This window comes from Haloquadratum walsbyi C23 (assembly GCF_000237865.1).
GTDB lineage: Archaea > Halobacteriota > Halobacteria > Halobacteriales > Haloferacaceae > Haloquadratum > Haloquadratum walsbyi.
On the sequence record NC_017459.1, the window covers coordinates 1,022,603 to 1,046,435 of the forward strand.

Below are 23,833 nucleotides of genomic sequence, written 5' to 3' on the forward strand. Positions count from 1 at the left end.
TACAGATGGCTCTCAATGACCGGATGTTTCAGGTGAGCATATATCTGAAAAAGAGGATTTTAACGGAGCCGCCAATATATAATATGAATATTGATCAGGATAATCGCATCTTCAAGCGGGAGAATGTCAATCGTTGGAAGATATTTGACAAGGACAACCGTCACGTTCGAGCAGTTCTGTAACAGAATGCTGATCACCACAAGCTTGACATAGAACTTGGACATCTAGCAGCACCTCAAATGCATCCAGCGCAATTCGGTCCGTCTCCCGAAGTTTTTCAATACGTTCTTCAGTTACGGATGTTGTCCGACTCATCAACCGCTGGATGCTTTCAAGATCTTTTTGAATCTTTGCCTCATCCGAGATTGTCTGATATTCTGCGCCACGCCAATCCTTGAGATATGAGCGGATTGCTTGATATGTAACAAAATCAGACTCAAGCGAATTAATATCAACACCACGCTGCTCAAGTCGAGAGCGTGTGTCCGTTCGAACACCAGAACTCACATTATCACTTGTCAATCGGGTATAAATCGTCTCGACAGTGTTATCAAGTGCTCCAGTGCCGTTATCAGCAGCAATTAATGCCTGACGAAGCAACTGCTGATTGAAGAACGTCGCAAGGTCGCGGAGACTCATGCGTTTATTATCATCACCGGTCCATCGCGCCTCAAGATCTGCACCAAGTCCTTCCAATTCATATTCCTCAATTAAGCGAGCGACCTTACTTGCAGGTCGGTTATCGTTCGTACTCATAACTATCTGTATCCTTTTTTCTGCCTTTTTGTTTTGCTCATTCTATCTAAACTCAAGTTTATGTCGTTCGAAAACATATGGTGACTATTTTATAAATTTACGTTTTGTTGATGCGAATTGGTATACTTATTTGCATTATAGACGCCAATTTAGACAATTTTTATATTGTTACGATACTCAAAGCGCATATTGAGTTACAATTAATCAATAATTGTATTTAAATATCTGTAATCCGATCATATTCTTTATTAATTGATTGTGCATCCTCAGGAAGCAATGCAACAACGAGATATTCGACATATTCAGAGAAGTATGAAATAAGTGCAGCGATTCGATTAGAATCAATTGCCTCCAGTGAATCCAATAGCATAAACGGTACAGTCTCATGGAGATCATGTACAAGATATCCTGCAAGGGCAAAAATAAGTCCGGTGACCTCTCGCTCACTCTCACTGAGATGTTCAACAGTGTCTTCATACGCGGTTCCGCTTGCAGTCGTTCGGATTACATGAAGTTCAAACACCGTCTGTTCGACTTTCTGCCGCCCTGAGCGAACTTTATTTTGGGTCCGTTCAATCCAAATCCGATCAAGATTTTCATATGCAAGAATATCAAGAATTGATTCCATGTGCGCATTGAACTGTTCGACAGCCTCATGCTCAATCTGATCAATCTTCGTCCGCTCGTCCTCCAGTTGATTGACAATGGTTTTCCGTTCAGACTCAAGCGTATCGATACGATCAATTGCTGCTTCGATTGACTCAATCTTATTTGATACCGACTGATGATCCGACTCAAGTCGATTAATTTCAAACTCAACTTCGTTTGCTTCACGATGAAGTGAGAGTATATCTTCAAAGCTTTCAGACTCAAGCTCATCAACTTCAGTCTCAAGTGTCTCAATTGTCGCTGTCAGATCTTTTCGTTGTTCTTTGAGCGTCTCCAATTGCTTTTTCCGTTGGTCTATCTCTTGGGTGATGCGATTAATCGTGCTCTCAAGATCTGATCGACGCGTCTGTTCTGACTCAATTTCACGTTTTTCACTCTTCAGTGAGTCAAGATCTGATTTCACATCATTGAGTGATTGGACACGGTCTGCCCGAACTGATTTCAACTGGTCGACTGTTGCCTCAATTTGTTCGCGATCGACTGCTGACCCACATGTCCAACATGTAACTGTTTCAGATCCTGTATTCTCATCAGCGAGTAACCGATCGGTAATCGCATCTGCTCCACTAGAACTTTCTTCAGTGTCTGTTTTTGAATTAACATCGTCGCTAATACGCCCAATTACATTATACTCTCCATCCTCAAGTTGATCCTCGTTATACTGGATAAGATTTTGAAGTTGTGAAATCTCGGCATTGAGAGCCTGTCGGTCATCCCGAAGTGAATCAATCTGTTGTTCAAGACGTGTGAGTTTCGCTGCTGGCGTGCTTGACAACTCTGAAAGTGCTGTTTTATTTTCTTCGTGTTCAGCCTGTAATGACTCAATACTCTCTCTTTGTGTCTCAATTTGTTGACGGATTGAATCTAGATCTGACCGAGTCGATCGTAATTCATCCAATTTTGATTCCAGTTCAGCTTCTTTTTCTTGACTATCCGAAATATTCCGACTACTTTCATCAATTTCCGTCTCTTTTTTAGATAACTCTTCTCTTTTTTTAGATATTTTAGACTCAATATTCTTTTTTTGCTTTTCCAACTCAGGAAGTCCCTGCTTTTTCGACTCGATATCGGATATCTTCTCATCTATCTCCGACCTCTGTGATTCAAGCGACGATATTTTACGCTTAATTTCCTCGATGTCCACCGGCTCCATAATTATCTCGCGAAGGTCGGCGCTCCGAGAGACAGCACGGCGGGCATTATTTCCCTCAAGAAGAAATGCAAATCTTTCAGCAATATCCGGATCATCAAGATACGTATTACCGTCAAAAATAACAGTATCATCGGTCTGAGACACAGTTCGTTGATATTCTGTTTCATCAAGCGTCAGTTCGACAATACCCTCATCAGCATCCGCCTTAAGAGTCGCTGCATTGCTTCCCATCGCCGCCATTACCGCTTGTAAAAACGATGTTCGATTTGTTGCGTTCTCACCGGTTAACACAGTTACACCGGGTTCGATGACAACTGATGTTTCATCAATCCCACCGATATTCCTCACATGAAATTGTGCAGCGTCACTTACGGTCTGTGAAGTAGTCATTATCTTATATATCTGATAGACAAGTAAAAAACTATTCTCTTTGTGATTTATTGTTAAATTATGGCTAAATGATTCAATGCGTGCTCACGTATTGTTTAGTATCAAACATAATGTAATATAATTGTGATTTGTCTCGGGATTAAGCCCCGTGGCAGTTGGTTTATATCGGATGTAAACATCAAGATGATTCATAAAACAACTGTAATGCTTGGAGAACACATATGATATTAAATACATATCGACAGAAGTATTTAGCGCTGATTATGAAACATGTGATATTATTATAATTAAACACATCATCATATCAATCCTGTCACTATCTGTGCAATTCGATTAAAATCTTATAACATACGTACTGTCGTTATTCCACCGTATAGAATGGACATCACGGATATTAACTGAAATAAATGAAACGTCTGGTCAAAAAATGGTATGAACATCTAATTTCGGGTAGAATTTATATATTATATCATGAAAATTAATATGAGATTCAGATGTGAATGTTATATCTATCCCTTAATCTATTATATTTATGCAACTATCGAGGAAATAGCGAAAAATCCATGGGTCGCCCGATCTGTGGTCGTTTACTGCAATTTCATATCTAATGTGGTGGAGGAAAATCTGACACATCGGAATAGACAGTCACGGAAAATAAACTCATAGTGATTACTTCGAATAGTTTCACTGACAGTGTCGAATGACGCGGGTTCAGCGGCTCCCATCGCCGACACGGATAATCACGGCGGTAAAGACTTGCACTAATTACTATCAGTCGGTTACCCTCTCAGCATTCACAAAAGCGACCTTCCCACACAGTTAATTAGATATCAAAGAGTCTTAACGATGTGAATATCCCACCACCACGCTCTAAACGAAAAGCAGCGCGAGTTCCCCGCCCCACCGTGGGCGGGGGTGAAGCTCGTACGCTCGGCTGCGTCCCATTTTTTTACTATCGGGACGCCCTACTATAGTTTGGAACCCACGTTATCGGCCTCGCAAAACCCGCGCACCCATTTTGGGGTAAGACGCTGTGCGCCGGGTCTGTATCGCGCCCATGTGAAGGGGCGGACGCCCACGGACACGCCCGCCACGGCAGCAACAGACGACCTCTGTTGCGGTGGCACTTTTGGTGTGTTCGGGTGTTACTGGTTCCACGCGAGTCTCGCCAGAGACGAGCGCGGGCGGAATTAAAATTCGCCACCGGTCGTTTCGCTGGCTTCCCGCCAGAGACCACGGCGAAGCCACGGGCCACCGCGCCCGTGGTACTTCACATGGGTAACGGAGTTAATCACTAGCGCGGAAAATTGAAAATAACATTGTCTATTCTATTAGCGTAGGGCGCAATAAGAATAAAAAATAGTAATGTTTACCTCACATTTGATATATTCAGAACGAATATCTCACATATAAACCTATTTTGACCTTATTTATTAATCAATAGTGATTCTCACTCATAATTAATTAGCAATATCATAAAATAAATCACCTCAAGTCAATTAGACAGCTCAAATAGTTAGATTACATCCAAATATTGACATGCATAGCACTATATATTCAAAAAATGTTTGTATAAAGTGTTAAAGTAATTGCTGATCACGAATTATGATTATACGACCCTATCATGGGTGAATCACATCGGAGATTTACAGGATGCAGGGAGCATTCCATATAGATCTGATATGACCACAAGATGATGCATCCAAGATAGTTATGTTACTTTCACTGCAGATTCGACCCAACAAATTCACATTACCAACAACTGATAATTCCTTCCAGTACTGAGCATATGATATGACTTCGACGCCAGAGCAACTTGCGGGCGTTGCAGATATTGATTGCACCGGAATGCAAGCGCTCGTCACTGGATCAACGAGCGGGATTGGTCGGGCAGCTGCCATCGCGCTTGGTCGTCTCGGTGCTGACGTTATCGTGCATGGACGTGATGCGACTGCTGGTGCCGATGTTGTTGATACAGTGACTGCATATGGTGCTGATGCAGAATTTATTGCTGCTGACTTCGCTGATGTTAGCGCCGTCCGTGAGCTCGCAGCGACTGTTCAATCGACAACAGACGGAATTGATCTTCTCTATAATAATGCCGGTGGGGTCTTTCGTGATGGACAGCTCACTGACTGTGGCGTTGAGTATACATTTCACGTTAACCACCTTGCACCATATCTACTCACGACCGAACTTCTTGATCATCTCAATACGGATGCTCGAGTTGTGACGACTGCATCAGCAGCACATCAGGGTGCCTCTCTAGATATTAACCGAACTCGAACCGTTGATGATCATAGTGCGTTTTGGGCATACAATCACTCAAAACTGGCAAATATACTGTTCACAACTGAACTTGCTAAGCGCGTTGATGCAAGCAAATACACAGCCACTGCAGTGTGTGTACATCCTGGCGCGATTCCTGGAAGTGGATTTACGCGATTCCTCCCTGGACCATTACCACGAATTATACAGTCACTCGAAGCAGTTCCGGGTGTCACAACTGTCAACGATGGTGCTGCTGAATTGTTATTTGCTGGAATATCATCACAGGCGACTGATTACTCAGGGCAGTACCTCGCCAGTCAACAGTTGAAGAAACCATCCTCAGATGCGCGAGATGAGGCAAGTGCACGGCGGTTATGGCAGGAAAGTGCGAGTATACTGGATATCACTGAGCCACTCAATAATCTACCTGATAATCAACAGAGTAACTCAGGAGTCGATATTGATGTCACTGGATAAACAGAGGTAATGCGAATACAACCTATCGGTACTCATATAAGACCCAATACTAGTACTGAAAGACGACTTGGAATGGACGAAGAGGGTCACAGCTATGTGGTGGCTACATGTGTATCGAATATGAACTGCAGACGACTCCAATTGGTGGTGGTTGTATTGATTATCCTTACTGCTGTTCCTCCTGTGGCGGCACAGGAAAGTAATCTTACGACAATAACGGTCGAAGTCATTGATGAGGAACGTGAGCCTATCCAAGGTGTCACTGTCATAGCAGAATGGGGAGCAGACTCAGTTTCAGCAGACACAGCAAGCAATGGAATGGTGTTAGTGGACGTGCCAAGGGGTGAGCAAATTGAAATCACCATCAATCATCCCGATTATGTTCGGAACTTCCCTTATGTGATTGATAATGCGGATCAACAACGCGTTGAATTAGATGTCTCCGAGCGGTCCTCGCTAAGTGTCGGTGTCGACACGAATAGTGGTCCTATTGCAGATGCCCGTGTCACATTAACGATGGATGACCGAACCGTCGCAAGTGGAAATACATCACAAGAAGGAATATTCTCGGTTGAGACGCTTGAAGCCGGTGAGTATACGCTCACAGCTGAGAAACGGACATATTATACAATTAATCGAACCATTGACGTCGATGGTGAGACAAATATTAATCTTAATCTTAATACTGGGGGCGTGACGACTGAATTTATTATTGTTGATCCTCACTTTTCGCCCCCAGAATCAGTCTCCGGCGCGACAATAAGTATCTCTGGTATTGGTGATGTACAAACGCTTGGTGATGGACGTGCTGTGGCGCGTATTCCAATCAATACCGAAGTACCAGTGACGGTGACGAAACCAAAGTATGAGGATATTAATCGAACACTCATGGTTAATGAAAGTGGACAGACAAGAACATATGAGTTGACACGGCGACCACAACTAAATATTACAACTGCGAGCGATCGAATTATCGCTGGTGAGTCAGTCTCTATCGAGGTTACAAACGCCTATGAGGAACCTGCCCCAGATGTCATCATAACGCGCAATGCCGAATCTGTTGGTCAAACTAACGAAAATGGTGAGTTAACAGTTTCAATTCCAAACGCAGAGTCATATAGCCTAATCGCGAGCCAGGACTCAATTGAATCAGAACCGGTCTCGGTGCGTGGTGTGAACGTTGTTGGGTCAACTCCAGAGCCAACGTCAACCACCACACCAACACCATCAGCCCCATCTCTGATTCCAGATATTATGAATGCAGGTGCTCTTCCGATTATTGGTGTTATTGCGACAATTTCAGTTATTATCGCACTTATTGTCGCTGGAATATTCACATTCCGGCGGTGAGTGCTTCTCGCGGATTTCGACTCTCTTCACCTATTGGTAGTTTTCGCTTCAAACTTGAGATTCACGTATTAATCGGATCGTATAAAAAACAACTTGACATTTTCCCCGCCCTGAAGGGGTGATTTAATACATGCAAGTTCTTTAATATCCTCCTCCGGCTGAAGCCGGGAGGAATCCTACGGCACCGCACCGCTTCGCTGGGTTGGGAGTGTCAGCTTTGGATTTGGGTTTGAGTTTGGGTTTGGGTTTGCAGACTCCCAATACCAAGCCAGTCCACCGTCGGAATCGGTGTGTGACCGGTCACTGGGCAATCTCCAGGGAGTGCCACATCTCAGCCCCCGGTACTCCTATGCTCAACCGAGGTGAAGTCCCTGTATTGTTTTTTCCACAGGGGCTTCGGTCAGTGGTCGGCACTCGGGTTCACCGGACTCGGAGTTACTTGTATTGGTGACGAGAGCCCGACGGTTGTTGTTTGATCCCCACATGGGGCACACCCTGTTTCCAGCGTGGGCGGACACTCACACTCAAACCGCCACTTTTCGGGCACTCGGCTACATCGGGGTCAGAGCCAATACGACAATACTAGTACATACGCCGTTGTCAAAAAGCGGTTGGAAACCACAGTATGACGGCGCGTATCCATGCCGTGAACAGGTGTGGTATTGCGCCTGTACCATCTATACTAAAAGCGTTGATTGAGTTATATCTCAATTGTCGGTGGAAATACCATTTTTTAATTTATTTTACTCTGGGGACGGCTCAACTTCGAATACCCCGATTGTTCCACTGAGCTCAAACCCGACACAGAGGAGCGGCATATCGGTCGGGCTATCCTCAATGGGGACGAAGTCGAGCCCCTCTGGTGCGAAGTCTCCTGCTCTGGCTGGGGAGTCAGTATCGGGGTTTGCCTCAGCAGCAGCCTCGAGATCATCCTCAGTCACTCCATAGTCCCGATTAACCACCATTTGAATGTACTCTGACCCCCCTGGTGAGGTAACGTCGTACACTGTAATTCCACTTCCCTTTTCTTGTCCGACGAACGCATATGTTTGATTACCAATCTCCCCGAGTGTGACACTTTCAGTTTCTGGACCACTCTCGACAGTATTTTGATGTCCACCCGGATACTTTCGGGCAAAGACTTGCTCAAATTTGCTCCCGCTGTCAAATACTCGTTCCAGTCCGCTACTAGTATGATGCCACACAGAAAATGAGCGACCACCGATGGCATAAATGTCGCTGTATGCACCATCTCCATTTGTGTCAGCAAATTCACGCATTGCCGCCTCATTGACCTCCATATTCCCGAGATGTGTCGGCTGTTTCAGTTCCTCGACGGTATCAACGTATGCATTCTCTGAGAGATCAAATCCAGCCGGATCTAATGAAAGGTTTTTCAAAATTCCAACTTCGAAATCCTTGGCATCGCCCTCATTAGCGGTAACAACGAATGTCTCACCACCCACTTGGTATGTATCAATCGCGTCCGGCTGATACATTCCCTTAATCGGCCATGACTGAAGACTAATATCGTCAACATCACTCGTGTCAAGTTCATTCCCTGGGAGCGAGAAATCCTTGAATCCAAGCCCATCGACGCTCGTAATGTCTCCTGATGCAAGATCGATCGTTGCGATAGCATTGTTCTCTTGCAGTGAAACGAATGCGGTCGTCGAATCGGGGGTGACGGTTGTATACTCAGGCTCAAACGCTGTCGATGCTGATGCCGGTGCATCCCCGGCTGATGCGATATGTACACCCTCTGCGCGAAGTTGCGCTTCTTGTCCATCATATTGCTCAAATGTGCTTGTCGTCACGGTTGCGTTCTCAGCACCATCAGCGATATTGACTACACTGACAGACCCTGCAGGGTCCGACTCACCAGGCTCACCCTCATTGGCGACGACAACATAGTTACCATTTGGACTAAATGTTACCTTATCAGGGAGCGGACCGACCTCAACTGCGGTGACAAGCTCAAGCGAAGCAGGATCATAAAACGCAACCGCACCATTGTCTGTTGCTGGATCAGCCTCGATAGCTGCGGCGACCAATGTATTACTGACATCAACGCTATTTGTCCCACCAACTGTGTCGACTGCAAGGTCTGTCGATGCAAGCGCATCACTTGCATCAAGAACTGTGTCTTGACTTGGTGTCGTCGGATCAGAAAGATCAAGCACTTCAACTTGACCAGCACCTGAATTAACGGCAAATAATCGAGCCTCTGGTGGGTGGAATGCAACAATTTCAGCCCCACCAAGAGCTTCACCGGTTGCATATCGACCGATTCGTTGCATATGCACTGTCTGCATGTCCCTTGCACTTTGATCTGAAAGTTGTGCGAGGATACCTGAAGGAATTGCGGCTGCTGCAATAACTCCTAATGCGTTTCGGCGACTCAACGTGAATTCATCAAGCACCATACCCTAGCGTCGCTGGACGCATATATTATAACTTATATGACCTGCATATATCAGTCTGTACGGGTATAAGTAACATAATGACGACAGCGAAAAAAATCCTGCTTTAGGCGTTAATTATGAGTTCAGGCGACCTTCGAGAGCAGAGAAACTAGTGCAACTTAATTAAGCCACAGTTGCTTCATGAGCGTCCGCGCCTATATTTGACATCCTCTCCGCCCTGAAGGGCGAAGATTCCCACGGCACCGCGCCGCTGGATTGGGATGTTCAAGGTTTGTAGCCGCCTCGATGACGGCTCCTGGCTGTGCCAGCCAGCCGTTACTCCTATTCCGGCATGGGATTCGGAGGTACTTCTTACTGCACCCTGAGTTCCACAACAGAAAGGGGTGCTTTCTGCATGGAATCGGGGAATCCCGATATTGTCCGATTAGTGGGGCGGGTAGACCGCCTCGGTTATGTATCGATACGGCATCTCGTCAGTTAACCCATCCGTTCGACACGTCGAACGTGGTTCACGCAGGGGTTGTCGGATTCATCCCCGCCGTGTGGTGCTCCTGAAAACTTATTGAGGAATTCAATCCAAAATCTTGTTATAGAGTAGCTGCTGATACCATTGCGTAGGACCTGTGATTCAAAATGTTTCACGGAGTACTAAACGGCGGGGCTTTCTCCTCGCACCGCCGTAAGCACGGGTCTTACCTGTGGAACTCTCGCTGTGTTGTTCAGAATAAATCTGTATTGTGACGTCTATTCTGCTTAATTTTGCATGTGATCAGCTTGCTCACTCAAAACGGATTAGCAATTAACGGGCACTTACCCTGTCCTCAAGCAATAAACTAACTGGAAGCGGGTGGCAGAGGCAGTCCGCTGAGAAGTACTTACTCGACCTGAAATGGATTTCGACTCTTGAGTTTTCAACGTTCGGCAATCACTGACCACATATCACGGCGACACAGTTCCTGATAGTCTCATGTTCCGGTTTGACAATTTTATATAGCGTTATTTGATTTATATATTGAATTTGATCATCAACTATCCCTCCAACTATATCGAATCTGTCTGGAGGTGATAACTTTAGTACCTAAGAGGCGCTAAGTCTCTGTCCTCAAGGGAAGAGCGAAGCGAGTGAGTAGGGTGGGAATACAGCGCCGTCATCACGCTATCATACAGTTCAACCAGTATATGTACTATCTTGTGTGCTTTCTGTGTTCCACACGATGCTCGCCACATTTTCAACAGTGTTCGAGTGCGACACAAAACACGTACTGATGGGTATGGTGGAGTGGCTATCCATGAGTGGGACACTTCGAACCACGCGTGAAGGGAACTCGCCTGTGAAGTCTGGAATTTCTGTGCCCTCATTATGATTCTGACATCGAAGCAGGAAATACCGTCCCCAACAAATGAGGGGCGAGCAGAGCCCCGAGCGTGGTAGGGCAGGGTAGTTCACAATACAATCTGGCAAATACACTACGGGGTTACCGCTTTCAGTTAATTTATTTTTTTAACATTTCACTCGCGGTTGTACAAGTGGTTTGAGACAACTGCCTCGGGGCTTGGTCCTGGGGTGAGTTCACTAGCTGAGAACCTCATGTTACCGTTGTCACCATCAGCAGGGCTGTTGAGAGCGCAAGCCAAAGGATTGTTAGGGTCTGAATATCGACCTCATCAAAGAATCGTTCAATTAGGCGAACATTTGTGCGATGAATTGCCCAAAGTAATGATAGCGAGAGCGAATGAATCGAGAGAATTGCTCCGAGAACTCCCTCGTTTTCGCCGATGCGTGGAGGTGTCCATGAGACAGCGGATGCCCGCCGAGACTGACCAGAGTTATCATGACTGTTCCGGGTTGGATTTTCAGAGATTGCTGATGAGTTCAGTATCGCATCTGAGAGCCGATATGTGCCTTCAGCATGGTCATCGTCATACAATTCTTTTTGAGTATTAATCTGATCTTGTTCAGACTCATCAAATAACGAGTCAGCGCAGTATGGACAAAGAGAATCATCACTTATCTCCGTTGAAATCGCCACTAGTTGAGAGGGTGCAAACTCCTGCTCACATAGTGCACATTGATACGCTTCCTCCGTTGATGATGACTGAGTGTGTATTTGCTCTCGTGATTCTGTATCCTGTTTAATACTTAATTTTGTATTCATGTGCTGATTAGTCATTATTAGATGTTATCTGGACGAGATGCGTGTTCGGGATGTATCATCAAATAATTTATGTAATATCACTATCAAGAAGTATATCTGTGTAATCTTATTGATTGATAACTTGCGGTAGACACCTATGTATACTTTTTCTCTAGTATGTGAATATACATCTTCATGCCACTGAACCCTACCCACATTATTACGGGAGCATGACCCTCAAAGCTCGAATCAGCGGGTCTATACTGAGTTTCCTTTCGCAATAGTGCATCAAGAGACGTCAGAAGTGAAGTACCTGGGGAAAAGTCCCTCAAGACACTCGCCTCGATCATTTATAGATGAGTTATCATTACAAACGGCGAGCTTTCTCGGACGTATTTCAGTGATTCGGGACTGAGATTACAGAGAACCAGGGAGAAAGTCTCTCGACTGAAACACAAGGATATCGGCATTTTATATCACTGTTAGGAGCAATCGATTCATGCAGTAATGAATAAAAAAATATACTGCCCGATTTCAGCGCTTATTATGATCTATGCTTACTCGATAGTACAGCTTTAGAGCGAGAAGTGTTGATGCGACCAGTTCATTATAGATAATAAGATTCTCTGTCATAAACTGTATATCGCGATATCAATTTGACCCGATCAGTCATTGAGACTGATCTTCTCAATGCGTACGGATCCGACACCGTAGATGTTGATTTCTTCGCAGAGAAACTCCCGATCAGTTGAGTTCAATTTTCAATTTGAGTGCGTGGTGTATCTTAGCAATTGTTGAGTCGGCAAGACTATTATTCATCAAATAGATTCATTCCTTTACAGACACGAGTGAAAAAAGAAGTTCTGGAGCTTGATCCTGAAGCAGTTCACTCACCATTACATCATGATAATAAAAGTGAAACGCCACCAATCAATGGTACAAGCACTCCAAGATATCCTCCGGCGGTGAGTGCCCAGTCACGACGAATTGTATTTACTCGTGATGCCGAAACTCGTGATTGTGGCAGGACGATAATCATAAAGAATCCAATCATAAGAGCGTACAGGATAATCGCGGAGACAGCAACTGACAGTGCCGTATCACTGAGAAGCGCCTCAACAGAAAAAATCAGCCAGACAAAAAGTGGACCGGTTAACAAAGCTGCAACATAGTGTACAACCCATGCAAGCCGACGCGGAGCGTCCTCAGGCCGTAACATGGTTAACACACCAGCAGCGACTCGTGGTGGTGTGTTTCCTTCAGGAAGCTCTGCCATGACATAGTTCATCACAATCGTTGCGATAGCGGCCGCGATAATGCCAAGAAGAAATCTGAGCGAAACAGTGAGTTCGCTTATAACCAGGATTGTATTCATATCAGTGTCTCACGCTGACTATTGATACCTCTTCATACTATCAACAGTGAATATGATATCGAATTGGTATAAAGTGCAGGAATTCTGCTGAGATGTTATACAGTTTTATTCGGATCACCGAGGGTTAAGTCGACCATCATACCAGTGGACTCCATCGACAGTGTTACTGTAGGTATATGCTGTCGGTGGGTCAATCCCCCAGGATCTCAGACGTGAATCAATCGCATCAACAATTGTTGTCACAAACGATCCACGGTCACGGAGTGTTGGTGGCGCGTGAGTGTGCACCGTCTCATATCGGCAGTAGATGATATATGCAGTTGAGCTTTGAGCTGATTTAGCATGTTTGTTACAATTATCTTCACTGGCATCGATAGAGGCATTATCCATTTGCGTCGATGAACCTCTTGTCTGTCTGATTTTAATCGAAAGATCATCCCGAAGCTGCTCATTGACTTGCTCTGGATTCCCAAAAAGACGAGATTTACCAAATGTATCGATTGCTTCAACAGCAGCATCAGGGACGTGATTCATACAAATATGATTATACTCATTCTCTTGAGAGTACGCTCACGACATCTCATTCAATTCAGCTACCGTCGCGGAATCGCGATTATCTGTTGATATCATCTCAGATTGATTTGCTGATTCTTCATTAATCAACTCTGTCACACGACGCAGTTCAGCCGTCACACCATCTACAGCAGCCTCAACTGACTCATAATATCGTGTTTCACCGCTGCTACATCCACGCTTTGGGTCAACGCGAACGGCATCAGATCCAAGTAAATCAGGACGAATACTTAATTTTGCAACTGCACAGACACCATCATCGCCTGCATACCGATACTCAGTAATTCCACCAGTTGCATCACTCCGTTGCCATCCTGCTGGTGGATCTGGAAGCTTATCAGCGAGCGTTGATGGGTCAGCGGCGGCGTTGTTTGGACGCATATATCTCATAGTTAGTCGATGCGTCTACAAGGGTCCTTTGGCGAAGACAGTACTCAAAGCACCACGTCTAATTGATACGATACTGATGTGTATAGACTAGCCTGTGGAAACTGGTGAAAAAACAATATTGATACATGTAGCCATGAATATGTGTATTGATGACCGTATCACTCACGCAATCAGTCACAGAATTGATGACGACACCAGTCCACTCAGTAAGTGCTGATACATCCGTTGTCAACGCTGCAGAGATCCTGTTGGATGAAGATATTGGATCTGTTATCGCGAAAGAGCCTGCTGGAATTCTCACAAAAACCGATCTTGTCAGTGGCATCCACACAGTAGATAGTCTTGAAGAGACGACAGTTGCTGAATTAATGACACAACCGGTCATTTCGGTCATGTCTGATGCGACCGTGCAGCAGGCAGTTGATAAGATGGAAGATCATAACGTCAAGAGGATTGCCGTTGAACAGCATGAAAATGCTGACGAGCGATTTATTGGCATCATATCAGTGACTGACCTTACCGGTGCACTCTCAGAATCGCATGAAACAGCCATTGGTATGTACGTCGGACTCGCATCAGCGGATTCACCTTATATGTATGAATGTGTTGAGTGCGGCAATCGAATAACCTCTGATCATCAACCGGAGTCATGTCCAGAATGCGGTGGTCCAACGCGGAATCTCAGCGTGTCTCGCGATTAATGATGACCTGTCTAGCGGATTCTAACCGCAAATAATAATTCAACGTATGAGAGCAGTTCAAAATCTCGCCCTAGAAAATCCTTGCTGAGAGGCGGAGAGGAAGTCAAGATTTCGGAATCACACGTACATGACCGTATATGACCGTACATGATACTATCATGAGCGTACTCTCTCAATAAAAGTATCAAATGCACCACTCGCTGGGTGAAGATGGCAGTATGTAGCAAGTGTTTGATACTCAATTACACCGTCATGTGTCCCGTCGATTCCATCACCACGTTCAACGGTGAATGCAAATCGCGCATCTGAGTCGACTGTTGCTGCAGAGTAATGAAACTCATGTCCTTTGCGGGCTTCCCCTGTATCTGCAGTAAGCGTTGAATGGTCTGCTCGCAACTTGACATGATCAAGTGCTTGGTACCTATCTTCCATCTGTACGCTCAGCGGAAGAACGCCCGCCATTTCATATGTATCACCGTCAGTCGTGGTGAGTGAGTCAGCAAGCGTCATTAATCCACCACACTCGGCAAGCACAGGGAGTCCATCAGTCGCACGATCGGCGAGTGAACGCAATGCTTGACTTTCAGCAAGTGCAGCCCCATGCAACTCCGGATAGCCGCCCGGAAGATATACACCGTCACATATTGGTAAAGGATCATCCGCAAGTGGTGAAAACGTAATTACATCAGCACGGTTATTTAGCCGTTCCACTGTTGCAGGATATCGAAAACAGAACGCAGAATCATCGGCAATGGCGATACGTGGATGACTTACTTCGGTATTTGGAGTCGAATTGAACCCAGAATTGGCCTTTGAGATTGACGACTGCGATTGAACATCTTCAGAAGGCGCTTCAGGACGCGGTGGAGCGCGTGCAGCAGCAATGATCTGTTCAGTATGAATCGTCTCTGCCGCTTCGGTGAGCGCTTTGGTATCCAGCGGCGATTCTGAACCCATCTCAAGTCCAAGGTGTCGGTCAGGGATTGACAGCGATGATTGTGGTGGAATCCGACCGAAATACTGGATTTCGTCCGGTAATGCATCGCGGATCCCCTCAGCATGTCGTCCGCCATGTGCTCGTTGTGCAAGGATACCAGCGACGTCTATATCACGACCAGCATGAGATGCATATGAACGGAATCCATGTGCTGTTGCAGCAACGCTTTCCATACCAGCTTTCGCATCGACAACAAGTATTATCGGAAGATCGAGTGCCTCAGCTATCATTGCAGTGCTTGAGCAGTCTCCATCATATAGTCCCATAACACCCTCAACAACGCAAAAATCGCCATTTCCACGATAGTAGTTTCGACGTACTCCATCAACACCCTCAAGCCATATATCAAGTGTGCGCGAAGGACAATCAGCAATGGCAGTATGATGACTCGGATCAATAAAATCTGGACCAGCTTTTGCCGGCTGAACGGAGTGTCCATCTTGATCAAACGCCTGAATAATTGCAAGTGCTGCAACGGTTTTGCCAACACCAGATTGGGTCCCTGCAAGCACAGCACCTTTCATCTGTCTTCTCCTATCGACTGCCCATCGTGTCTTGAATCGGTCTTCTCGTTATCATCGCTTGCATCCCCACTCGAAGGTGGATATACCGTAATCGCGTTTGGAGGACATGCTGTTGCGGCGAGTTCTGCCGTGTCAGCGTCTTTGGAGAGTACAGCCACAATATGATCGGCTGTCCGTGATACCGAAACAACGCTATCGGCTGTCACATCGATTGTTGCGAGTCCATCTGGTCCCTCAATAAACCGATCATCGCGGGTGAGACATGCAAAAATCCCATCACATGCAGTAAGATCTATCTCCACGCGATATCGCGACTGTGTCTGTGATGATTGCTTACTCATTGTCCAACCGCTACTGTCACTGCTTCATCATATTTCAGCTTTTCAACGAGTAGTTCATGATTACGCCCTCCTGCAATAGCGCTTGCCTCTGCAATTCCTGGCCACCCGATGAGTTCTTTTGAACGCGATGGTGTTGGACCTTCAAATTCAAACAGTGTTTCTTTGCAAAATGAAATAACACCGACATTGATATCATTAGCTGCTGCAAGCAGTCCTGGTTCAGTTTCTTTTCGCGTGCCTGTGGCAATAAAATCGACATCATCCCAGGTGCACTCTGCTGTTGATAGTGCACGCTCCCATGCGGTCAGGAACTGTGACGTATCAGCCCCAGAAACGCTTCCGGTGCCAAGAACGATGCCGTCGTTTCCGTTTCGATTAAGAACAGTCACTGATTGGTCTGCAATCACCGCTGTCGGATCATCAATTCGACTTACCGGGTCAAGTGTCTCATCAAGAACAGCAAGATTCGTCGCAACAGTCGATTTGCCATTGATAACATGTGAATTAAGTGCCTTTGCTCGGGTTTCGACACCTTGCTTGCCCGCTGCTTCTGAGGCAGTTGTCATTGCTGGGACAGCACCTAATGCGGTCAGGTCGTCTGCAACTTGATTTGCACCGTGGTGACCACCTGTAATTGGAATTGCCCATGTGAGATTTGAATCAACAACAACAACAGCAGGATCATCCCACTTGTCATCAAGCAATGGTGCTGTCTGTTGAGTTACGGTATCACTTGGAAGAACACCAATAAAACAATCATACACCCCCCAGTGATCGGCAAATGCATCAGTATGATATTCAATAAGATCGATACGGTCATACGCAGACGCAAGTGTTGTCTGAATATTGTCTGCGGTATCGTTAGCATGTTCCGGGGCGATTACAGCAATCTCTGTTGCGACCTCTCCATCACTATCCGGTGTACTACAATGACCGCTTGTTTCTTCATTCGTATTCTCAGTATCACTCATTTGATTCACCACCATTTGTACCTATATTGGCATCAATAGGAGATGACTCCGTGGTTGTCTCAGTCTCATCACTGCTGTTGTCTCCGCTTTCACTCCCGCTTGCCCAGTCACCATAGAGATATGACCGCTCATATGCAGAACCGGTGATAGCGTCTCCAATGATAACCAGTGCAGAGGCTCGATAACCGGCTGATTCAATTTTCTTAGCAATTGACCCGATTGTCCCCTTAATCACATCTTCATCAGGCCATGATGCATGATAGACAACAGCAACAGGTATCTCAGGATCGTGACCAGCGTCAAGCAACCGATCCATCGTCTCGGCAACAGCGTGTGTCCCAAGATAAATGCACACCGTTGTATCACCAAAGCCAACGAACTCATCAATATGATCTTCTTCGGCTGAAAGCGTCTTGCCCTGTGGTCGTGTGAACACAACATGATTTGAAACCTCATTCAATGTTAGTTGCGTTCGGAGAGAAGCGCTTGCGGCAAATGCTGAGGTAACGCCGGGGACAAGATATGTTGGGACATCCTCAGCAGCGAGAGCATCCATCTGCTCTAATGCCGCCCCATATATAGCTGGATCACCGCTATGTAACCGAGCAACTGTTCGACCATTAGTATATGCCTCTGTCATGAGCGGGATTAATTCTTCAAGATCCTTACCGATACTATTGACCTGTTCTGCGTCTGCACAGAACTCATCAAGTAGCTCGCTATTGACAAGCGATCCGGCATGGACAACGAGATCGGCTTCTGTTACAAGTTGCCGACCGGCAACCGTCAATAGCTCTGGGTCTCCTGGACCGGCACCAATAAACGGAATCCCTTCACGCTCTGTGTAGTCAGGTTGTTCTGATGATGTTGGCGATGTCATACTGATTCCTCCGATGATGTGTTGAACGCCGCAGTCGGAACTGTTTGCTCAATGCCCTCACGCTCAGCGTATGCAAGTGTGTAATAGTCACGTTCAGCAATTTCCGTTGGGTCGGTTGTGATCATCGTTTCACCTTGTTCCATGAACAATCGACGACCAAACTGAACATTATATCCTGCAGCAGTGAGTTTCTCATGTGTCTCGACAGCGTCTGTGACTTTGAATAGAATCATCCGATCAGGACCGGTCGGTGCTGACCCATTTGCCGCCTCACGGAGCGATAATCCAGTCCCAGATTCAATCTCGATATCTAGTGCCGTTGCAAAGGCAGTCATTGCACTAACTCCAGGAATAACCTCGACACTAATTGCCGGGTGAAACGCTGATAATGTTCGTCGAAGGTGTCCAAAGGTTGAATAAACATTTGGGTCACCAAGCGTGACAAATGCAACATCATCACTCACTGCTTTCTCAGCAACAGCATTTGCTGCGTCTTTCCACGCCCGTCGAAGTTTATCAGGATCACGAGTCATCGGAAAATCAAGATCACCGATTCGTGAGGATGGAACGTGCTGTCGAGCAACTGTCCGTGAGAGCCGTCCAGGTGAGTACACCGTTGTGACAGAGTCAAGAATATCACGTCCTTTGACTGTGACTAACTTTGGATCACCAGGACCAAGACCGACACCATATACCGTCATCAGGTCAGCCCCCCTGCGTCACGCCGCCCGACGATAACATAGACTGGATTATTAGCGTTGAAACTTGTCGCACCAGCGAGTTCATATCCGTCATTGACCTGTACTTGTAATACCGCTGAAAGTAACTCGCGCTCTCGAAATGCCTCAATTGCATCACCCGCAGGCTCAACACGTGAGACATTCATAACGACTCGATCAACATCTGTCTCAACAGCATGATCAAGGACCGACTCGAAGTTTCGACTCCCACCAAGGAATAATACATCAGCATTTCTCGGCAGCCCATCGGGTGCCTCAGCCTCCTCAACACTCACTGTCTCGGTCTGATTATTTGCGGCGATATTTTTCTTTGCTGCTGTGACTCGCTGTGACTTTCGTTCAATTGCTGTCACATGAGTGACGTATGGGGCTGCTTCGATACTAATTGCACCTGTACATGTACCAACGTCGACAAAGTGGTCATCGGGCTGTAATTGGAGTTTTTGAATAGTTATTGCACGTACTTCCGGTTTCGTTGGACCGGCTCGCGCGTCATGAGGAAGCGTGATCTGTGTCATTCGAGTATACTATTTTGATACCAGATAAAAACAATTACGCTTGCTCTACATCAAATATGATTTCATGGATGAGCCAGTAAGTAAATTTGATGCAGTACAAGCAAAATTGTTTTATGAGAGTATTTAAATCGGCGAGTAGGGAGTGATGGATGAATGCATATCATGGAAGGGTTCCTACCACCACGGTGGGCTGCCGCATGGACGCTCGCAGCAGCACCCATCGTTGTGTATGGTGCGAAGCAAACTATTGATATCATCCGTCAGGATACCCGAGTAAAGGCACTTGTTGCTATTGGAATTGCGTTTGTCTTTATTCTTTCAGCATTGAAGTTCCCCTCTGTCACCGGGAGCACATCACATCCGACTGGAACAGGATTACTTGTTGTGCTGTTTGGACCTGCGGTGACGGCTTTTACTGCAACAATTGTGCTTCTGTATCAGGCTCTTTTGTTAGCGCATGGTGGTATCACAACTCTTGGAGCCAATGTCGTTGCAATGGGGATTATTGGTCCGACGGTTGGATGGACCGCCTATCAGATCATTCGTCCATATACATCGCTTGAACGAGCAACATTTATTGCTGCTGTACTGACCGATTGGACGACATATCTTGTGACATCGCTCCAATTAGGCGCTGCTTTTCCCGCTGGGGACGGGCTTGATGCGATTATCATCTCGGCACTAGATTTCGCAGCGATATTCACGCTGACACAAGTACCAATTGGAATCCTTGAGGGAATCCTCGCAGCTGCTGTGATCGGATACCTCACTCGTCTTGGTTCCGAGACAATAGAGTCTCTCGAGGTGGCAGCATGAATAAACAACATTATCGATCACTTCTTGCCGCAGTTGCTATTGCTACTCTTGTTGCTGGATTGAGCTTTACGACTGGTGGACTCGATGCAACTGATCAACAGGCTGTTGCAATGATTGAAACCAACGAACCAGTGTATGACCGGTGGACTGACCCAGTATTACAGCCACCTACCGCAGTGGGTGAGACAGTACTGTTTGCAGTTCAAGCTGGCATTGCGGGACTCATATTCACTCATTACCTCCAGCGACTGACTGAGGCCGACCAGTCGGAGACGGATGCATCAGACGCTTGAGCGCGTCCAAGCGGAGGCGGCACCGATAATCAGTGGACCACTCGCAGTGTATCTCACTGGTATTTCTTTGATACTCACAATCACAACGAGTCATATTACAACACATATCCTTGCAGCGGTTATCTTTGCCAGTTTAACTGCACATGCAATTGGTCGAGAATATGTCTCACTCATTCAATATCCGATTTGGTTCCTTGCTCCAAGCATTATACTCATCGCAATCATAACTCCTGGGAAGGCAATCATTACACTGTGGAGTATCTCTATCTCTACAGCAGGTGTCCAGCTTGCGTTTGAAACTGGTCTTCGATCAATTGCTTCGTTGACAGTTCTATTCTTTCTTGCTTTCACCACAACCGTTCCACAGTTAGTCACTGCGCTGAATCGCCTGTGGATGCCAGATCCAATCATTGAACTACTCCTATTGAGTTATCGTGCTGTACAAGTCCTTATGGATGAGACACTCCGGTTATCAACAGCAGCAACGCTTCGAGGTGGACAGACATCTCGATATGCACTTTTTCGAACGACAAAGCGCCTGGCAGCATCACTTCTTATTCGATCGGTCGACAGAGCAGAGCAGGTTGAGATGGCAATGCAAGCACGGGGATATCATGGCGAATTTCCAATGCACACAGAATCAAATAATGGATATATGTATTCAATTATCATCATCGCACTGCTTGTTATCACTGGTTTTGGAGACCTCCCATGATTGAACTCACTGAGGTACAGTTCGCGTATGATACTGAATCGGTCCTCGCTGATGTTACTCTTCGTGTGCCAAAAGGGTCAATTACGGTCTTACTCGGGCGCAATGGTGCTGGAAAATCAACACTCTTGCGTCATTGTAATGGGCTGTTGAAACCGGATAGTGGTGATGTCAATATTGACGGAAGCTCACTTACCAGTGAAACGACGTCTATGCGCGCAATCCGACAACGTGTTGGATTTATATTTCAACGACCTGCTGATCAACTTGTTGCACCAACGGTCAAACAGGACGTCGCATTTGGACCTGCTAATTGGGAGAAAAACATGCCCCCTGACGACATTGATACGATTGTCACACAAGCACTTGAGCGGGTTGGGTTAGCTGGATTCGAAGATCGATTATGTAGCCGATTGAGCGGTGGCGAACGAAAGCGCGTTGCCCTCGCCGGAGTGCTTGCAATGGATCCAGAGTACATTGTGGCTGATGAACCAAGCGCCGGGCTTGATGGTGATGGCGTTCGGGGATTTGCAGAGCTATTGAAACAACTTGCCACTGATGGAATCGGTGTGATCGTCTCGACACATTATCCAGATTTTGCATCGGCTGTTGGTGACCGTTTTCGTGTTCTTGAGGATGGTCGCATTGTTCATTCATCAGACCAACTAGAATCAATCCCCCTTCGTGAACATGGAATTCGGACTTTGGGAACCATATCTGATACATGACCGACTAGCGAGTGACTATTACACATATGAGTTCATGCGACATGCTCACTCATTGCGACGAGAGAGAGCACATTCAGATCAAATAAGATGCTTTGTGACTCATCTGCGATATCAGGTATAAAAAAGAATCACAGTTTATATCGAGTGTATCCCCTTGGTTCTCCACTTCTCAGTTAGCTCCGCCCTATTATTCGGGGGCATCTTCCACTGCAGTGGAATAAAAGTATACACTTGGTTGAGCACCCTATCACTCAAGTATCGGGAGAATAGATGATTGTATAATGCCAATTGTTGAAGTGACGCTGCCAGACGAGTTGCTTAGTGAGTTTGAACAACTAGTTGAAGAGGAGTTTGTGACTGAAGAGCAAGCGGTCGAAGACCTTCTTACAATGGGAATTGATGCATACAATGTAAATATCGTTGATGATTCACAACCTGGCGATGATATCATTGAGGGTGCAGAAAATAATCTCTTTGATACGGCGACTGATCCTGGTGGGCTTGAAGACGACCGACTATAATCGTATTCCTGTCAATAATACCACTGCTTCGCATTGAGTGACGGATTGATACTCAGAGTAGTGCATCATCATCTAATCGAAAATCGAAAATCGAAAATCGAAAATCGAAACGAGTATCTGTGAGTCATATAAATCCCTGAGATGAATCCGAGAGCATAGCGAATATACCGACTCATTCATATCAGATTTATTCACATAATAAACCGACCACGTAACCATTTTACTGGCTCCCTGGTAGACTAGATATAGGTCAATGGATCTTGAACTCACCGATAATGTTGCACTTGTGACCGCTTCAAGCAGTGGTCTTGGAAAGGCTTCTGGGCGAGCTCTTGCATCTGAGGGTGCCAATGTCGTTTTAAACGGACGTAATCAGGATCGACTTGATGCGGCTGTTGAAGAGGTACGTGAGGCTGCAGCCGATACTGCAAGCGTCATCGGTCATGCAGGTGACCTTACTGATCCTGATGATATCGCTGATCTTGTTGAGCGTCCGGTTGCAGAATTTGGCGGGCTTGATCATCTCATTTTATCAGCTGGAGGACCACCGTCAAAACCATTTCTTGAGACGACAGACGAAGAGTGGTATGAAGCCTTTGATCTGCTTGTCATGAGTGCTGTCCGAACCGTCCGCGCTGCAGAGCCACATCTCACAGAAAGCGAGCATGGCACAGTTGTGAATATCACCTCTGCAAGCGTCAAGGAGGCGATCGATGGACTCGTTCTCTCAAATGCAGTTCGAATGAGTGTCATTGGACTTGAAAAGACCATCTCAAAAGAACTCGCACCCGATATTCGTGCGAATGCTGTTTTACCGGGAACTCATGAAACGCCCCGGATTGAAGAATTAGTCGAGCAAGGTGTCGAACGTGATGAGTATGAGAGCTATGAGAGTGGTCTTGAGGAGTGGGCGGATGGAATCCCGATTGGCCGGGTTGGTGATCCAATGGAATTAGGCCGCACCGTTGCATTCCTCTCGTCGCCTGTGTCAACATACCTCGATGGGGTTGCAATCCCGATCGATGGCGGATCTGGCGCATCCAATCTCTGACGTGTCAATTCAATCCCGTTGCATTGTATTATTACATGCACATTAATCAGCTACAATGAAATCACTACGACAGCC

22 protein-coding genes are annotated in these 23,833 nt (G+C 46.1%); 9 read left to right on the plus strand and 13 right to left on the minus strand.

Going from position 1 to position 23,833, the window contains the following annotated elements; genetic code table 11:
* Positions 1–126 precede the first annotated feature (126 nt).
* Both rdfA and HQRW_RS04445 read right to left on the minus strand, forming a co-directional pair.
* Positions 127–756, minus strand: coding sequence for a rod-determining factor RdfA (rdfA, locus tag HQRW_RS04440; RefSeq protein ID WP_014555625.1), 630 nt, complete (start codon positions 754–756; stop codon positions 127–129).
* Between the two features lie 217 nt (positions 757–973).
* Positions 974–2,968, minus strand: a complete 1,995-nt coding sequence (locus HQRW_RS04445) for an archaea-specific SMC-related protein (RefSeq protein ID WP_014555626.1) — start codon at positions 2,966–2,968, stop codon at positions 974–976.
* A 1,794-nt stretch (positions 2,969–4,762) separates the two neighbouring features.
* On the opposite strand from HQRW_RS04445, the gene HQRW_RS04450 reads away from it, so the two are divergent.
* Positions 4,763–5,716: an SDR family NAD(P)-dependent oxidoreductase gene (locus HQRW_RS04450; protein WP_014555627.1), complete on the plus strand. Its 954-nt coding sequence runs from the start codon at positions 4,763–4,765 to the stop codon at positions 5,714–5,716.
* 144 nt (positions 5,717–5,860) lie between these two features.
* Positions 5,861–7,066 carry a carboxypeptidase-like regulatory domain-containing protein gene (locus tag HQRW_RS04455; RefSeq protein ID WP_231852415.1) on the plus strand — a complete coding sequence of 402 codons (1,206 nt, stop codon included), beginning with the start codon at positions 5,861–5,863 and terminating at the stop codon, positions 7,064–7,066.
* 743 nt (positions 7,067–7,809) lie between these two features.
* Here HQRW_RS04455 and HQRW_RS04460 read toward each other — a convergent pair.
* The 5 genes from HQRW_RS04460 to HQRW_RS04485 form a co-directional block, all read right to left on the minus strand.
* The gene (locus tag HQRW_RS04460) at positions 7,810–9,492 is read right to left on the minus strand and encodes a choice-of-anchor I family protein (RefSeq protein WP_014555629.1); all 1,683 of its coding nucleotides are present in this window, start codon (positions 9,490–9,492) and stop codon (positions 7,810–7,812) included.
* Positions 9,493–11,078: 1,586 nt separating this feature from the next.
* Positions 11,079–11,648, minus strand: coding sequence for a hypothetical protein (locus HQRW_RS04465; protein WP_231852417.1), 570 nt, complete (start codon positions 11,646–11,648; stop codon positions 11,079–11,081).
* 880 nt (positions 11,649–12,528) lie between these two features.
* Positions 12,529–13,002 carry a hypothetical protein gene (locus tag HQRW_RS04475; protein ID WP_014555631.1) on the minus strand — a complete coding sequence of 158 codons (474 nt, stop codon included), beginning with the start codon at positions 13,000–13,002 and terminating at the stop codon, positions 12,529–12,531.
* Positions 13,003–13,116: 114 nt separating this feature from the next.
* Positions 13,117–13,536, minus strand: a complete 420-nt coding sequence (locus tag HQRW_RS04480) for a hypothetical protein (protein ID WP_014555632.1) — start codon at positions 13,534–13,536, stop codon at positions 13,117–13,119.
* Positions 13,537–13,572: 36 nt separating this feature from the next.
* Positions 13,573–13,956, minus strand: a complete 384-nt coding sequence (locus HQRW_RS04485) for a hypothetical protein (RefSeq protein WP_231852418.1) — start codon at positions 13,954–13,956, stop codon at positions 13,573–13,575.
* A 158-nt stretch (positions 13,957–14,114) separates the two neighbouring features.
* Between HQRW_RS04485 and HQRW_RS16770 the strand changes: the two genes are divergently transcribed.
* Positions 14,115–14,666: a rubrerythrin-like domain-containing protein gene (locus HQRW_RS16770; RefSeq protein WP_014555634.1), complete on the plus strand. Its 552-nt coding sequence runs from the start codon at positions 14,115–14,117 to the stop codon at positions 14,664–14,666.
* A 156-nt stretch (positions 14,667–14,822) separates the two neighbouring features.
* Here the strand turns inward: HQRW_RS16770 and HQRW_RS04495 are convergent, their stop codons facing one another.
* The 6 genes from HQRW_RS04495 to cbiT are packed head-to-tail and all read right to left on the minus strand — an operon-like array spanning position 14,823 to position 19,637.
* Positions 14,823–16,187, minus strand: a complete 1,365-nt coding sequence (locus tag HQRW_RS04495; protein WP_014555635.1) for a cobyrinic acid a,c-diamide synthase — start codon at positions 16,185–16,187, stop codon at positions 14,823–14,825.
* Positions 16,184–16,528 carry a ferredoxin gene (locus tag HQRW_RS04500; protein ID WP_014555636.1) on the minus strand — a complete coding sequence of 115 codons (345 nt, stop codon included), beginning with the start codon at positions 16,526–16,528 and terminating at the stop codon, positions 16,184–16,186. Before HQRW_RS04500 ends, HQRW_RS04495 begins: the two co-directional genes overlap by 4 nt.
* On the minus strand, positions 16,525–17,499 hold the full coding sequence (gene cbiG, locus HQRW_RS04505; RefSeq protein WP_014555637.1) for a cobalt-precorrin 5A hydrolase: 975 nt from the start codon (positions 17,497–17,499) through the stop codon (positions 16,525–16,527). The genes HQRW_RS04500 and cbiG overlap by 4 nt, the downstream gene beginning before the upstream one ends.
* A complete protein-coding gene (locus HQRW_RS04510) occupies positions 17,492–18,379 on the minus strand; it encodes a cobalt-precorrin-4/precorrin-4 C(11)-methyltransferase (RefSeq protein WP_014555638.1) in 888 nt (295 codons plus the stop codon). Before HQRW_RS04510 ends, cbiG begins: the two co-directional genes overlap by 8 nt.
* The gene (locus HQRW_RS04515) at positions 18,376–19,080 is read right to left on the minus strand and encodes a cobalt-factor II C(20)-methyltransferase (RefSeq protein ID WP_014555639.1); all 705 of its coding nucleotides are present in this window, start codon (positions 19,078–19,080) and stop codon (positions 18,376–18,378) included. The genes HQRW_RS04510 and HQRW_RS04515 overlap by 4 nt, the downstream gene beginning before the upstream one ends.
* Positions 19,080–19,637: a precorrin-6Y C5,15-methyltransferase (decarboxylating) subunit CbiT gene (cbiT, locus tag HQRW_RS04520; protein ID WP_014555640.1), complete on the minus strand. Its 558-nt coding sequence runs from the start codon at positions 19,635–19,637 to the stop codon at positions 19,080–19,082. Before cbiT ends, HQRW_RS04515 begins: the two co-directional genes overlap by 1 nt.
* A gap of 153 nt (positions 19,638–19,790) precedes the next feature.
* Between cbiT and HQRW_RS04525 the strand changes: the two genes are divergently transcribed.
* The 6 genes from HQRW_RS04525 to HQRW_RS04550 all read left to right on the plus strand — a co-directional run bounded on the left by HQRW_RS04525 (position 19,791) and on the right by HQRW_RS04550 (position 23,758).
* Positions 19,791–20,453: an energy-coupling factor ABC transporter permease gene (locus HQRW_RS04525; protein ID WP_014555641.1), complete on the plus strand. Its 663-nt coding sequence runs from the start codon at positions 19,791–19,793 to the stop codon at positions 20,451–20,453.
* Positions 20,450–20,746, plus strand: a complete 297-nt coding sequence (locus HQRW_RS04530) for an energy-coupling factor ABC transporter substrate-binding protein (protein WP_014555642.1) — start codon at positions 20,450–20,452, stop codon at positions 20,744–20,746. Before HQRW_RS04525 ends, HQRW_RS04530 begins: the two co-directional genes overlap by 4 nt.
* Positions 20,730–21,461 carry a cobalt ECF transporter T component CbiQ gene (cbiQ, locus tag HQRW_RS04535; protein WP_014555643.1) on the plus strand — a complete coding sequence of 244 codons (732 nt, stop codon included), beginning with the start codon at positions 20,730–20,732 and terminating at the stop codon, positions 21,459–21,461. The genes HQRW_RS04530 and cbiQ overlap by 17 nt, the downstream gene beginning before the upstream one ends.
* The gene (locus HQRW_RS04540) at positions 21,458–22,186 is read left to right on the plus strand and encodes an energy-coupling factor ABC transporter ATP-binding protein (RefSeq protein WP_014555644.1); all 729 of its coding nucleotides are present in this window, start codon (positions 21,458–21,460) and stop codon (positions 22,184–22,186) included. The genes cbiQ and HQRW_RS04540 overlap by 4 nt, the downstream gene beginning before the upstream one ends.
* A gap of 281 nt (positions 22,187–22,467) precedes the next feature.
* On the plus strand, positions 22,468–22,707 hold the full coding sequence (locus tag HQRW_RS04545) for a DUF7120 family protein (protein WP_011571115.1): 240 nt from the start codon (positions 22,468–22,470) through the stop codon (positions 22,705–22,707).
* Positions 22,708–22,960: 253 nt separating this feature from the next.
* Positions 22,961–23,758, plus strand: a complete 798-nt coding sequence (locus tag HQRW_RS04550) for an SDR family oxidoreductase (RefSeq protein ID WP_014555645.1) — start codon at positions 22,961–22,963, stop codon at positions 23,756–23,758.
* Positions 23,759–23,833 lie beyond the last annotated feature (75 nt).